This window comes from Mesorhizobium sp. P2_F7 (assembly GCF_056403695.1).
Genome location: NZ_JBFUFA010000004.1, coordinates 102,961 through 115,708, shown reverse-complemented (window position 1 = coordinate 115,708; position 12,748 = coordinate 102,961). Strand labels below are relative to the sequence as shown.

Annotated in this window: 18 protein-coding genes; 8 read left to right on the top strand and 10 right to left on the bottom strand. The window is 62.9% G+C overall.

Going from position 1 to position 12,748, the window contains the following annotated elements:
- Positions 1–13 precede the first annotated feature (13 nt).
- From AC1DZ8_RS14675 to groL, 3 genes are all read left to right on the top strand, one after another.
- Complete coding sequence (locus AC1DZ8_RS14675) at positions 14–811, top strand: class I SAM-dependent methyltransferase (RefSeq protein WP_477309560.1); 798 nt, start codon at positions 14–16, stop codon at positions 809–811.
- A gap of 286 nt (positions 812–1,097) precedes the next feature.
- The gene (gene groES, locus AC1DZ8_RS14670; RefSeq protein ID WP_006203049.1) at positions 1,098–1,394 is read left to right on the top strand and encodes a co-chaperone GroES; all 297 of its coding nucleotides are present in this window, start codon (positions 1,098–1,100) and stop codon (positions 1,392–1,394) included.
- 62 nt (positions 1,395–1,456) lie between these two features.
- On the top strand, positions 1,457–3,112 hold the full coding sequence (groL, locus tag AC1DZ8_RS14665) for a chaperonin GroEL (protein WP_477309561.1): 1,656 nt from the start codon (positions 1,457–1,459) through the stop codon (positions 3,110–3,112).
- A gap of 72 nt (positions 3,113–3,184) precedes the next feature.
- On the opposite strand, the gene AC1DZ8_RS14660 is transcribed toward groL, so the two are convergent.
- Positions 3,185–3,643, bottom strand: a complete 459-nt coding sequence (locus AC1DZ8_RS14660; RefSeq protein ID WP_477309562.1) for a VOC family protein — start codon at positions 3,641–3,643, stop codon at positions 3,185–3,187.
- 124 nt (positions 3,644–3,767) lie between these two features.
- Between AC1DZ8_RS14660 and AC1DZ8_RS14655 the strand changes: the two genes are divergently transcribed.
- Positions 3,768–4,652, top strand: a complete 885-nt coding sequence (locus AC1DZ8_RS14655) for a LysR family transcriptional regulator (RefSeq protein WP_477309563.1) — start codon at positions 3,768–3,770, stop codon at positions 4,650–4,652.
- A 30-nt stretch (positions 4,653–4,682) separates the two neighbouring features.
- Here AC1DZ8_RS14655 and AC1DZ8_RS14650 read toward each other — a convergent pair whose 3' ends face one another.
- The gene (locus AC1DZ8_RS14650) at positions 4,683–5,294 is read right to left on the bottom strand and encodes a TetR/AcrR family transcriptional regulator (protein ID WP_477309564.1); all 612 of its coding nucleotides are present in this window, start codon (positions 5,292–5,294) and stop codon (positions 4,683–4,685) included.
- A 100-nt stretch (positions 5,295–5,394) separates the two neighbouring features.
- On the opposite strand from AC1DZ8_RS14650, the gene AC1DZ8_RS14645 reads away from it, so the two are divergent.
- The 3 genes from AC1DZ8_RS14645 to AC1DZ8_RS14635 are packed head-to-tail and all read left to right on the top strand — an operon-like array spanning position 5,395 to position 7,300.
- Positions 5,395–6,405, top strand: a complete 1,011-nt coding sequence (locus AC1DZ8_RS14645) for a zinc-dependent alcohol dehydrogenase family protein (RefSeq protein ID WP_477309565.1) — start codon at positions 5,395–5,397, stop codon at positions 6,403–6,405.
- 47 nt (positions 6,406–6,452) lie between these two features.
- A complete protein-coding gene (locus AC1DZ8_RS14640; RefSeq protein WP_477309566.1) occupies positions 6,453–6,896 on the top strand; it encodes an OsmC family peroxiredoxin in 444 nt (147 codons plus the stop codon).
- A gap of 17 nt (positions 6,897–6,913) precedes the next feature.
- A complete protein-coding gene (locus AC1DZ8_RS14635; RefSeq protein ID WP_477309567.1) occupies positions 6,914–7,300 on the top strand; it encodes a nuclear transport factor 2 family protein in 387 nt (128 codons plus the stop codon).
- A gap of 18 nt (positions 7,301–7,318) precedes the next feature.
- On the opposite strand, the gene AC1DZ8_RS14630 is transcribed toward AC1DZ8_RS14635, so the two are convergent.
- The 8 genes from AC1DZ8_RS14630 to AC1DZ8_RS14595 all read right to left on the bottom strand — a co-directional run bounded on the left by AC1DZ8_RS14630 (position 7,319) and on the right by AC1DZ8_RS14595 (position 11,914).
- Positions 7,319–7,930, bottom strand: coding sequence for a LysE family translocator (locus AC1DZ8_RS14630; RefSeq protein WP_477309573.1), 612 nt, complete (start codon positions 7,928–7,930; stop codon positions 7,319–7,321).
- Between the two features lie 151 nt (positions 7,931–8,081).
- Entirely contained in the window at positions 8,082–8,546 is a 465-nt protein-coding gene (locus AC1DZ8_RS14625; protein WP_477401097.1) for a YkgJ family cysteine cluster protein, read from the bottom strand.
- A 4-nt stretch (positions 8,547–8,550) separates the two neighbouring features.
- Positions 8,551–8,712, bottom strand: coding sequence for a hypothetical protein (locus tag AC1DZ8_RS14620; RefSeq protein ID WP_477309568.1), 162 nt, complete (start codon positions 8,710–8,712; stop codon positions 8,551–8,553).
- 1 nt (position 8,713) lies between these two features.
- Positions 8,714–9,121, bottom strand: coding sequence for a hypothetical protein (locus AC1DZ8_RS14615; RefSeq protein ID WP_477309569.1), 408 nt, complete (start codon positions 9,119–9,121; stop codon positions 8,714–8,716).
- Entirely contained in the window at positions 9,121–9,345 is a 225-nt protein-coding gene (locus tag AC1DZ8_RS14610) for a hypothetical protein (RefSeq protein ID WP_112562407.1), read from the bottom strand. Before AC1DZ8_RS14610 ends, AC1DZ8_RS14615 begins: the two co-directional genes overlap by 1 nt.
- Before the next feature lie 296 nt (positions 9,346–9,641).
- Positions 9,642–9,851, bottom strand: a complete 210-nt coding sequence (locus AC1DZ8_RS14605) for a cold-shock protein (protein ID WP_023671502.1) — start codon at positions 9,849–9,851, stop codon at positions 9,642–9,644.
- A 406-nt stretch (positions 9,852–10,257) separates the two neighbouring features.
- Complete coding sequence (locus AC1DZ8_RS14600) at positions 10,258–10,884, bottom strand: class I SAM-dependent methyltransferase (RefSeq protein WP_477309570.1); 627 nt, start codon at positions 10,882–10,884, stop codon at positions 10,258–10,260.
- Positions 10,874–11,914 (bottom strand): oxidoreductase, encoded by a 1,041-nt coding sequence (locus AC1DZ8_RS14595; RefSeq protein WP_477401094.1) that lies wholly within the window; start codon positions 11,912–11,914, stop codon positions 10,874–10,876. Before AC1DZ8_RS14595 ends, AC1DZ8_RS14600 begins: the two co-directional genes overlap by 11 nt.
- 104 nt (positions 11,915–12,018) lie before the next feature.
- On the opposite strand from AC1DZ8_RS14595, the gene AC1DZ8_RS14590 reads away from it, so the two are divergent.
- Positions 12,019–12,654, top strand: a complete 636-nt coding sequence (locus tag AC1DZ8_RS14590; protein ID WP_477309193.1) for a TetR/AcrR family transcriptional regulator — start codon at positions 12,019–12,021, stop codon at positions 12,652–12,654.
- Positions 12,655–12,748: the final 94 nt, after the last annotated feature.

Here is a 12,748-nt window from a genome sequence, read left to right as displayed (position 1 = left end):
CAAGCCGTTCCGAATGACTGGCCACTGGGACGCAATTCGCCGTCACTGGCGGCTTCTCGGGTCGCCGCTGTGTCCGCCGCCGGAAGCCGTCGCCGCCTATGAGCGTGAACTCGGCCTGCAATCGGTCGATGTGGTGTTGCTTGGGGTCACGCCGGAACTTGCCGGTCTCGGCCGGACCATGCTCGCGGTCGACGAGTCCCCTGCCATGATAGCGGGCATCTGGCCGGGCGATACCGCCTCGCGCAAGGCGGTGATCGGCAACTGGCTGGAGCTGCCGCTGGGCGACGACAGTGCCGGCGCGGTGATCGGCGACGGCTGCCTGTCGGCGCTGGGGTCCTCGGTCGCACGCCAGACCCTGCTTGCCGAGATCGCCCGTGTGCTGCAGCCCGGCGCGCGGGCGGCATTGCGGGCCTATGCAAGCCCGCAGGTGCCGGACGATCCGCAAGAGGTCCGGGCGCTGGCCCTTTCCGGTGGCGTCGCGACCTTCCACGAACTCAAATGGCGGATTGCCATGTCGTGTGCCGGCAGCGATCCCGACCGGGCCATTCCGGTGCGGGGGATCCTTGACGCCTTCGATGCGATGTTTGCCGACCGGGACGTCCTTGCCGCCACCACCGGATGGGATATGCCGGTCATCGGCACCATCGACGTCTACGCGAATTCGCAGACGGTCTACAGCTTCGCCCCGGCGGCAACGCTTATCGAAGAGGCGAGCCGGTTTTTTGACAATGTCCGCCTCGCCTCGACAGGGACCTATGGGCTGGCGGAACGCTGTCCTCTGCTGGTGCTTGAATCGCCGCGGCGCCGGTAAGGTTTGCAGGACCGATTTTGGCGGATGACATCTGGTGGGCGAGCATCCCAGCGTATCGAAGTGGGCAGGCTGCTGCCCGATTTTGGCGGCGACCCGGATTTTCCACTATAGCGCGACAACATTGGAAAAATTTCGCGCGATTGCCCCTTCCCGCGCGCCTTGACTCTCGCAAGCCACAGGCCTATCTCACCGCCACGTTAGCACTCTCCCTTGGTGAGTGCTAACTGATGTCCGGCATCGCCGGATGGAGGAACTGTTCTCACCGTTCTCATTCGAGGAAGAAAAAATGGCAAAGTCGAAGTTCCGCCCGCTTCATGACCGCGTGGTCGTTCGCCGGGTCGAATCCGAATCCAAGACCGCCGGCGGGATCATCATCCCGGATACGGCAAAGGAAAAGCCGCAGGAAGGCGAGATCATCGCCGTCGGCTCCGGCGCTCGTGACGAAGCTGGCAAGCTGGTCCCGCTGGACGTCAAGGCTGGCGACCGCATCCTGTTCGGCAAGTGGTCGGGCACCGAAGTCAAGCTCAATGGCGAAGACCTTCTGATCATGAAGGAATCCGACATCATGGGCATCATCGGCTGATCATCGGCCTCACCGTCAACTGAATTCCGGGCTTCATCGCAAGCCCCTGCCAGGAGCTGAAAATGGCTGCTAAAGACGTAAAATTCTCTCGCGACGCCCGTGAGCGCATGCTGCGCGGCGTCAACATCCTCGCCGACGCGGTGAAGGTGACCCTCGGCCCCAAGGGCCGCAACGTCGTCATCGACAAGTCGTTCGGCGCGCCGCGCATCACCAAGGACGGCGTCACCGTCGCCAAGGAAATCGAGCTTGAAGACAAGTTCGAGAACATGGGCGCGCAGATGGTCCGCGAAGTTGCTTCGAAGACCAACGACATCGCCGGCGACGGCACCACGACCGCGACCGTTCTGGCGCAGTCGATCGTCCAGGAAGGCCACAAGGCGGTTGCCGCCGGCATGAACCCGATGGACCTGAAGCGCGGTATCGATCTGGCCGTGACCGAAGTCGTCGCGGCTCTCGGCAAGGCTGCCAAGAAGATCAAGACCTCCGAGGAAGTTGCCCAGGTCGGCACGATCTCGGCCAATGGCGACGAGTCGGTCGGCGCCATGATCGCCGAAGCGATGCAGAAGGTCGGCAACGAAGGCGTCATCACCGTTGAGGAAGCCAAGACCGCCGAGACCGAGCTGGAAGTCGTCGAAGGCATGCAGTTCGACCGCGGCTATCTCTCGCCCTACTTCGTCACCAACGCCGACAAGATGGTTGCCGAGCTCGAGGACGTCTACATCCTCCTGCACGAGAAGAAGCTCTCCAACCTCCAGGCCATGCTGCCGGTTCTCGAAGCCGTCGTGCAGACCTCCAAGCCGCTGCTCATCATCTCGGAAGACGTCGAAGGCGAGGCTCTGGCCACGCTCGTCGTCAACAAGCTGCGTGGTGGCCTGAAGATCGCCGCCGTCAAGGCGCCGGGCTTCGGTGATCGCCGCAAGGCCATGCTGGAAGACATCGCCATCCTCACCGGTGGCCAGGTCATCTCGGAAGACCTCGGCATCAAGCTCGAGAACGTCGGCCTCAACATGCTCGGCCGCGCCAAGAAGGTGTCGATCTCCAAGGAGAACACCACCATCGTCGACGGCGCCGGCAAGAAGGCCGAGATCCAGGGCCGCGTTGCCCAGATCAAGCAGCAGATCGAAGAGACCACGTCGGACTACGACAAGGAGAAGCTGCAGGAACGTCTGGCGAAGCTCGCCGGCGGCGTTGCCGTGATCCGCGTCGGCGGTGCGACGGAAGTCGAAGTCAAGGAAAAGAAGGACCGCGTTGATGACGCCCTGAACGCGACCCGCGCGGCCGTGGAAGAAGGCATCGTTGCTGGTGGTGGCGTTGCCCTGCTGCGCGCTTCGGCCAACATCAAGGCCACCGGCGCCAATGCCGACCAGGCTGCTGGCATCAACATCGTTCGTCGTGCGCTGCAGGCTCCGGCCCGCCAGATCGCTTCGAACGCAGGTGCTGAAGCTTCGATCGTTGCCGGCAAGATCCTTGACAACAAGGGCGCGACCTACGGCTACAACGCCCAGACCGGCGAGTATGGCGACATGATCGCCATGGGCATCGTCGACCCGGTCAAGGTCGTGCGTACGGCTCTCCAGGACGCGGCTTCGGTCGCCGGCCTGCTCGTCACCACCGAAGCCATGATCGCGGAGGCTCCGAAGAAGGAGTCGGCTGGCGGCGGCATGCCTGGCGGCATGGGCGGCGGCGGCATGGGCGGCATGGGCGGCATGGATTTCTAATCCACGCTTCCATCTGCAAAAAATACGGAAAGGGCGCCGAAAGGCGCCCTTTTTGTTGTTTCGGGTAACGGATCAGACGATTTCGGCGAGCTCGATCAGATTGCCGAAGGGATCTGCAACGAAAGCCAGCTTGCGGCTGATATCGTCGAGCTTGAATGGTTCGGTGACGATGGTGACGCCGCGCTTGCGCAGCTCGGCGACCGTCGCTTCGATATCGGCGACGTTGATGCAGAAATGATGGTAGCCGGAATAGCGCAAGCTATCGGCGAGATCCTTGTAGGCCGGCGCATCGATCGGCAGCGGATCGCCGCCGCCCAGCAACTCTATCATGAAGTGGTCGTCATTGGCCGGCGCGAGATAGGCGAGTTGCTCGTCGGCGAATGGCCATTCATGGACGACACGAAAGTCGAGCTTGTCGACATACCAGCTCTTGGCGGTCTCATAGTTCGGGACGCGCAACGCCACGTGATGACCGTGCATGTTGGCAAAGGCCGAAGCGGTGTTTTTTGCGGGCATCTGGAAGTCAGTCATTTGAATTTCTCCCTTTGATCGTGAACCGCTGCGTGATTGCTTGCGGCATGGGAAGAAGATGGCGCAATTCGATTGCAGCGATTAGAGTGACAATCCTATCGATACTCCTGAGTGACAATCATCAATGCGTGCGACTGATCTTTCCGAACTGGCCGCTTTCGATTCCGTGGCGCGCCACAGCAGCTTTCGCCGAGCGGCGGAAGAGCGCGGCGTCACCGCCTCCGCGATCAGCCATGCGGTGAGCAATCTCGAAGAGCGCGTCGGCCTTCGCCTGCTCAACCGCACGACACGCAGCGTGTCGCTGACCGATGCGGGAGCGATGCTGCAGGCCCGACTGGCACCGGCCTTCGGCGACATCGGCGCGGCGCTCGATGCATTGAACCAATTCCGCGACACGCCGTTCGGCAAGGTGCGGATCAACGTGCCCAATTCGATCGCGCCTTTCGTGCTCGGGCGTGTCATCGGACCGCTCGTCACAGACAATCCCAACCTCGAGATCGAGTTCGCGGCGACCGACAGGCTGGTCGACATCGTCGAGGAAGGCTTTGACGCTGGCATCAGGCTGGGCGAGAGCCTCAGGGAAGGCATGATCGCTGTGAAGATCAAGCCGCGGTTGCGCTTCGCGGTGGTCGGCTCGCCGGACTATTTCCGCAACCGCAAGATACCTCGGACACCGCGGGATCTCAGCGATCATGTTTGCGTGCAAAACATGTATCCGAACGGAATGCGCTATCCCTGGGAATTCGATTTGAAAGGCGAGGCCATCGCCTTCCATCCGAGTGGCCCGATCGCGCTCGACGATCATGACCTGATGGTTCAGGCCGCGCTCTCGGGCGTGGCGCTGGCCTATGTCTGGGAGAACCGCGCCCAACGCGATATCCTCGATGGCAGGCTGGTCCGCTGCCTGGACGAATGGTGCCCTCCGGAGGATTGGCTCTACCTCTACTATCCGAGCCGCCGCAACATGTCGGGCGGACTGCGCGCAGTTATCGACGCCATGAAGGCGTGAAACAGGGAAAATCGCCGAAGCAGCCGAGGCTCAGACGGTTGCATCCGCGCGTCGCCGCGTTTCTCGCCCAGCCAGCACAGCGCCTTCGATCAGCGCCGCCACTTCGTCGGCCACTGCCTGCAGCGGGGCGCGGTCGCGGGTGGCGCGAGCGATTACCATCAGCCCTTCCAGCGAGGATTCGACCAGCAGCGCCAAGGCATGCGCGCGGGGCTCGGGCACCCCTGCCCTGACAAAGGCCTCTCGCAGCAAGCCGATCCACTGCTCGAAAGCCGACCGGCAGAGTTCGGCCAGTTCCGGCACGTCGGTCGGTGAATCCAGCACCACCGGCGCGATCGGACAGCCCAGCGAGAACTGGTTGTCCTCCAGCATGCGCCCGACCGACTGATAGATGTGATGGACGGCCACCGCCGGGTCGTTCTCGGCGGCGAGCGCCTCGCCAAGCCTTTTGGTCACGTCGGCAACGCTGTCGCGCGTCACCTCGATGACCAGCTGGTCCTTGCCGCCGGGAAAATGGAAGTAGAGCGAGCCGCGCGGTGCGCCACTGGCGCTCAAGATGTCGTTGAGCGAAGTGCCGTGATAGCCGCGCTGCCGCAGCAGCAGCGCCGTCGTCTCGAGTATGCGGGTGCGGGTGTCGTTTGCCATGTCAGCCTCTGTCAGCAGCAGCCATTATAGGCCTTGCGAAAAATATGACAACCGGTCTACATAATATGTAGATCAGTCTACATACTTTTAGGAGAGCGATATGCGCAGCTACCATCTCGAAGGATCCGGCGGGGCCGAATCCGTGGCGATGCGCGACGCGGCGCGGCCAGAACCGAAACCGCATGAGATTGTGATCCGCGTTCGCGCCACCTCGCTCAATCGCCGCGACACTATGATCCTTGGCGGTACCTATCCGCTGCCGCCGCGCCAGGGTGTCATTCCGTTGAGCGATGGCGCCGGTGAGGTCGTCGCGATTGGCGATCAGGTCAGCCGCTTTGCCGTCGGCGACCGCGTCACCGGCAGCTACTTCGCCCGCTGGATCGACGGCCGCATCAATGCCGGGCTGATCGACCAGCTCGGTTGCACGCTGGACGGCATGCTGGCCGAATATGCCGTGCTCGACGAGCAATGGGCGGCGCGCCTGCCCGATCATCTGAGCTGGCACGAGGCGGCGACGCTGACCTGCGCCGGCGTGACGGCCTGGAATGCGGTGACGGGACCTGGAATTCTCAAACCAGGTCAATGGGTTCTGGTCATCGGTTCGGGTGGCGTAGCGCTGTTTGCGCTGCAGTTCGCCAAACTCGCAGGCTGCCGCGTCGTGGCTGTCACGTCGCGCGCCGAGAAAGCCGACAGGCTGCGAGCGCTGGGCGCCGACCTGGTTGTCTCCAGCACCGACACGCCGGAATGGGGCGGCTGGGTGCGCGAACAGACCGGCGGCATCGACCTCGTCGTTGAAACCGGCGGCCCGGCCACCTTCGCGCAGTCGCTGATTGCCAGCACGCTTTACGGGCACATCGTGCTGCTGACGCTGCAAGATGCCAAAGGCAGATCGATCGAGATGCCGGCAGCACTTTACCAGCGCAGCCTCGTCACCATCAGCCGCCTGTTCGTCGGCAGCCGGACGAACCTCGAAGCGATGCTGCGCGCCGTCTCCCAGCATCGCCTGAAGCCCGTCATCGACAAGGTCTTCCCCTTTGCCGAGGCCGCCGATGCCTACCGCTATTTCCAGCAGGGCGACGTGTTCGGGAAGGTCGTCATCGACAGCGCCTGACCCGGTTGCCGCTCATCATTTTCAACCCCAAACGAAGGAGAACGACCATGACAATCCGTGAAGCTTTCGCAGAATGGCAAGGGACGCTGAAGGAAGGCGCCGGCCGGTTGCGGCTGGGCAGCGGCGTCTTCGAAGGCGCCTATTCCTTCCCGTCGCGCTTTGAAAACGGCCCAGGCACGAGTCCGGAAGAACTGATAGCCGCGGCCCATGCCGGCTGCTTCTCGATGGCGCTGACCTTCATCCTCGGCCAGGACGGCCATGTTGCCCGCAGCATTCGCACCATCGCCAAGGTCCATCTCGGTGCGACCGCCGCGGGGCCGACGATCACCCGCATCGATCTCGAAACGCTAGCCGACATCCCGGGCCTCGAACCCGCCGAATTCCAGCGCATGGCGGAGACTGCGAAGACGACCTGCCTTGTCTCTCGCGCTTTGGCCGGCGTCACAACCATCGCGCTCAAGGCCGAGCTCGTCGCCACCACGGAACAATGAAAACCAGGAGATATGAGATGAGCCAGAACAGCATCACGAACATTCATCCGGACGACCGCTCCAGGCAGACCGCCGAAATCATGCAGCGCTTCAACGATGTGTTCCAGTTGCACGATCCATCGGCGCTCGGCGACCTGGTCGCCGAGGACTGCGTCATCGAAAACACCGTGCCGGCACCGGACGGCGCCCGCCATGCCGGCAAAGAGGCGTGCGTCTTCCTGTGGTCGGCGATCGCCACCCAGCCCGGCACGCGCTTCGACCTCGAGGAAACGTTTGTCGCCGGTGAGCGGGCAACGATCCGCTGGCGTTATTTCATGGCCGACGGCAACTCCATCCGCGGCGTCAATCTGATGCGCGTCGCGGATGGGCGGATCGTCGAGGCGATGGGCTACGTCAAGGGATAGCGCCGCGCCCCGTCTTTCCTACCGATCGGCCAGCGCCAGCTTGGCGCCGAGCATGACGAAGGCGCCGGCAAAGGTGCGGCGCATCCAGGTCAGCACCATCGGCCGCGACACGACGTGGCTGCGGATCGAGGCGGCAAAGATGCCGTAAGCGACGAACACGACGAAGGTCAGCAGCATGAAGACGCTCGAGAGTTCGAGCATTTTGGCGAAGGCGTTGGGTTCGGTGGTGCTGACAAATTGCGGCAGGAAGGCAAAGAAGAAGATCGACAGTTTCGGGTTGAGGATGTTGATCAGAATGCCGGAGGTGATGACCTTGGCAGCGGAACGGGGTGCTGCGTTTTCGTCGACGCTCAAGCCGCCCTTCTCCTTGAGCGTATTCCAGGCCATGTAAAGCAGATAGGCAACGCCGAGATACTTCAGGGTCTCGAAGGCGACAGCGCTGGTGTGCAGCAGCGCCGCCAGGCCGGTGATGGCGGCGGCCATATGCGGGATGATGCCGAGCGTGCAGCCAAATGCGGCAATGATCGAGGCGCGCACGCCGCGCGAAAGCCCGGCGCTCAGCGTGTAGAGAACGCCGGTGCCGGGCGAAGCCACGACGATCAGCGACGTCAACAGGAATTCGATGCTCATGGATCCTCCAACGCCCTGCCCGTGGCGGAAGCTATCGGGGGATTTGGGATGAGGCAAGCCGGCAGTGAGCTTGATCTCCCCCCTCGTGGGGGAGATGGCCGGCAGGCCAGAGGGGGGCGCGAAGGATCGCCTACGTCTCGAACTTCGAAGGCTACTCAGGCGTAGGATTGAAACTCGACAGAGAGGCCGGCGGGACAGCGCCCCCCTCTGCCCTGCCGGGCATCTCCCCCACGAGGGGGGAGATTAGCAGTTCCATCCCGTGCGCCTTGCGCGCCATCAGGCAATCGTCGCCGCCGGGCATGCAGGCGCGGCAGACGTCGGGGCGGATCTCGTAAATGCCGCAGGCCGTGTGCTTACCGACCTCGCCGGTCAGCGCCGTACAGCGAACGCCCTCGCACCGCATGCCGGACAGGTCGGCCGCCACGAACTTTTCCGGAATCCGGTCGAGCTGCGCATCGTCTTCCATCGAGAAGCGCGGCCATTCGGCCGAATAGGAACAGCAGGCGCCGCAGCTCTGGCAGTCGAAAACCGGATCAGCGCTCTGTTCCGATGACAAAACGTCCCTGGCGGCCAAAGCGGCCAGCCCAGCGAGATTGCGATCGGCCTGGGGCGGCAAGGCGCTATTTCTTCTTGCCTGCCTTGCGCGATGGCGTGGCGGCTGGCGCCTCGAACAGATCGGTCGCGGACGGTTCAGCGGCCTTCGGCGCGGCAGCGGGCTTGGCCGGCTTTGCAGCGGCAGCCGGCACTGCCGGCTGGTCCTTGGCGGAAAACTTTATGGCCATGTCAGTCCTCGTCGGAAAAACGCGATGATGGTGCGCGCGGATTGCGCAAGCGGCCGATCAGCGCCGAGACCGCCGTGATGTTCATTTCCTCGGGCGACCAGTTCCTGGCTTCCGCAATGTGGTGCGCCGCCAGCTCGCGATGGGTGCTGCCACTATAGGCGGCGTCCTGGTAGGTCACCCGCTCCTGGGTCTTTTTGTCCTCGCGGACATATTCAATCAGGTAGTTCGGAGCTTCGGCGCGACCGCGCACGCCGACGCGCACCTGGGCATCGCCATGCGCGCGCTTGCAGCGCTCGAGCTTTTCCAGCACGCGGCGGACATATTCGACCGGCTTGTCCAGGCCTTCGACCATGGACGCGATGGTCGAATCGGCGTCGATCAGTTTAGGCGGCACGCGCTTGGTGGCCATCAACGTTTGCCTGCCCGCTTCGGCAACGCCGCAAGTGCTGCGGCCGCCGCCATCTCGTCGGCTTCCTTTTCCTTGCGCAATTCGCGCAAGCGCGCGGTCTTGGCTTCCCGTGCCTCGCTGACGGCATCACGCTCGGACAGGATGCGGTTGAGTGACATCGACTGGGTCTGCGTCTTGCTGAACAGCGAGCCGGCCTGGTCGGCGGTCTTCGATTGAGTGGTCAAAAACTTTCTCCTGTCGGGAGCCTGGTGCCGATAGAACGAGACCGGTCGTTGCTCACGACCAAAGGCAATACGGCATCGGGGCAATATGGGCGGTTCAGATTGCTGGAGCGTCCCTTAGCACGTTCCGGCCTGCGTGCAGCGCACTTTTAGCGGCATGACACGCAAAATGAAAAAGGCCAGGCACCGCCTGACCTTCCATGGAAGCGCCGCGCATCCAGTTGGATGCGCAAGGCACTCCTTTCAGCCTTTCATCGGTGCCAGTACATCCGTGGTCACCGGAAGGCTGAATTTCTTGATCAGGCCGCCTTCAGCTGATCGGCGGACATCTTGCCCGACTTGTTGTCGCGGGTCATCTCGTAGCCGAGCTTCTGACCCTCGACGATGTCACGCATGCCGGCGCGCTCTACGGCCGAGATGTGGACGAAAACGTCGGCGGAGCCGTCGTCAGGCTGAATAAAACCAAAACCTTTGGTGGCGTTGAACCATTTCACTGTGCCGGTGGCCATGAAGAACCCTTTCCCTGGCAAATATTCGTTCACCATTGCGCGACTGCACAACAGCGTTTGTCTCGATTTTTGATGGGGAAGTTCGTCAAAGGCGCGCTTGGTGTGCGCGGATAACAAAAGTCGGTCAAACAAATATCGACATATGTCTTGTAGACTTCTTTTGGCGCCGAGTCAATTTCTGGTTTTCCTGCGACCAGAATTCAACCTGGAGATGTTAAGGGATGACGCCTCAACTGGCGAGCCGGGCGCAGGATAAGGCAGACGTAAAAAAAAATGCACAAGGCCGGAACCAATCCCAAGCCGGCGCATTTTTATGGTGTCAGCAGTACAGAGAGCAATCTCAGAATGCTGGCAACAGGACGCCTCCCGCACATTAAATGGTGCGAGAGGCGTTCTTGTATGTACCCTAAGCTCTTTCCCGCTTCATTGTGATGCCCGGCGGCCGGTCGGGGTTCGCTTGCAGCGCAACCGGGCGGCGCGCGATGCGGTAGACCGTCGCCGGCGGAATGTTCCTCAGCGTGCGTCCCATCCGCGTCGCTTCGAGGCCGAGCCCTTCCAGCAGCCCGCCGGGGACCGGGCAGCGCGGACCGTAGGTGAACTGGTAGAGAGAGCCGTCTTCGCGCAGATGTGCGAACGATCCGGCCACAATGGCCGCCACCGTCCTGGCCGGCATGGACAATAGCGGCAAGCCGCTGACCACCGCGCCGGCCTGCGCGGACTGCGTCCCGATCGCGTCGCCGATGTCGGCCGCGTCTATGCGCAGCAGGCGTGCTCGCGGAAAACGCTGGCCGAGCATCGCAGCGAACTCAGCGCCCTTTTCGACCAGGATCAGTCTGTCCTCACTGACGCCTCGCCGGATCAGAGCCTGGGTGAAGACGCCCGTCCCCGGCCCGAGTTCGATCACCGATCCAGTCCCGGCACCGATCTCGGAAACCATCAGCCGTGCCAGCGCAGCACTTGAAGGCGTGATCGAGGCGACACGCAGCGGATCGAACATCCAGGCGCGGAAGAAGCGAAGGATGTCAGACGGCATGGGCGGCCCCCAGCTTTGCCAGGTTGAAGCGGACGCCGGTCAGATCCTCGGACAGCCGCCACAGTCTTTTTGCGAGGTCGGGGTCGCGTGCCGCATCAATTGGCTGGACAACCTTGGGATAGCCGCTCATTTCGCGCCTGCCGTCCGGCCCGATGAACTGCCCGCTTGCTGCTGTCGGTGCGGTTGCCGCGTAAAGCTGGTTGAGTGCGCCCATGGCCACGTCCTGCGCAAAGAAGCGGTTGCCGAAGCGCATGAACAGTTTGAGGATGCCGGTCGGGCCGCTCAGCTGCAGATTGGTGGCGGCATAGCCGGGATGGGCGAGCAGGCTGCGCACCGGCAGGCCCACGGCCTTCAGGCGACGGTCGAGCTCCAGGGCAAACAGCACATTGGCGAATTTCGACTGGGCATAGAACGCCATGCGGCCATAATCCCGCGCTCCGGAAAGGTCGTCGAAATGGATCTTCCCGCGCTTGTGCAGGTCGGAGCTGACGGTGACCACCCGGCCGTCGCTGCTCTGCGCCAGATGATCGATGAGAAGCGCCGTCAGCACGAAATGGGCGAGATGATTGACGCCGAACTGCTGTTCGTAGCCCTGCTTGGTCAGGCTGCGCGGCGGCATCATGATGCCGGCATTGTTGACCAGCACATCTACGGGCAGCCCGTCCGCGATGATGCCGGCGGCAAAGCGCTTCACATCGTCAAGATCGGCAAGATCGAGCTTGCGCAATTCGAGCGAGCCGCGGACACGCTCGGCTTCGATCCTGGCCTTTGCCACCCGGCCTTTTTCCTCGTCACGCGCGGTCATAACGACATGGGCGCCGTGGCGCGCAAGTTCGAGCGCCGTCTGGAAGCCGAGACCGCTGTTGGCGCCGGTGACGATGATCGTGCGCCCGGACTGGTCGGGAATATCGGCGGCTGTCCAGTGACTTGGTGCAGGAGGATCATTGACGGCGGCATGCGGGATTGCCGACAAGACTGCAAACGAGGGCTGGGTAGCTAAGCTGTAAGTGGATAAGGACTGGGTAGACATTGGGGGGATGTCTCCTGGGGTTGATGTGCGGTCATCTTAACAGCGTTAAGTGACAAGTAACGCAAAATCTGTACACTGTAAAGATTGGGTGCGGGAGAAATCGAATGGCCGTCGAAACGACGCGTGACGCCTATCACCATGGCGACCTAAGGGATGCCCTGATCAAGGCGACGGACACCATACTCGCCGAGCGCGGCCTCGAAGGTTTTACGCTGCGCGAGGCGGCGCGGCGCGCCCATGTGTCGCCTGCAGCCCCCGCGCACCATTTCGGCAGCTCCGCCGGGCTGCTCACCGAAGTCGCCATTCTCGGCTTTGAGGAACTCGCCCGCCATATCGAGGTTGAAGGGTCGGCCGAGAGCGCGACCGCGCGGCTGAAACAGCAGGCGGCCGGCTATGTGCGTTTTGCGCTGGCCTATCCCGGCCGCTTCCAGCTGATGTTCCGGTATGATCTTCTGCTGCCGGACGACGCACGGCTGGCGGCGGCGTCCGAACTGGCAAAGGTACCGATCGCTCGCACGATCCTTGCCTTGCGCGGGTTGCCCGAGGATGCCGAGCTTGACGCGCCAACGAACGCCACGATGCTGGCAGCCTGGTCAACCGTGCACGGCTTTGCCCATCTGGCGCTCAGCGGCAAGTTTTCGAAGCTCACACCGGAGGCGAAGTCCCAGCATCTGCTAGACGACCTGTTGCCGCAGATGCTGGACATATTGTGGCCGGAGCAGCCTACAGGATCGCGCTGATCAGCGGGAGGATCTCGTAGTGGAAACCGCGGCCCGAACTCGACACTGGATCGCCCGTCGGTCACCGCCCTCGCCTCGGCTTCGCTGCCGACAC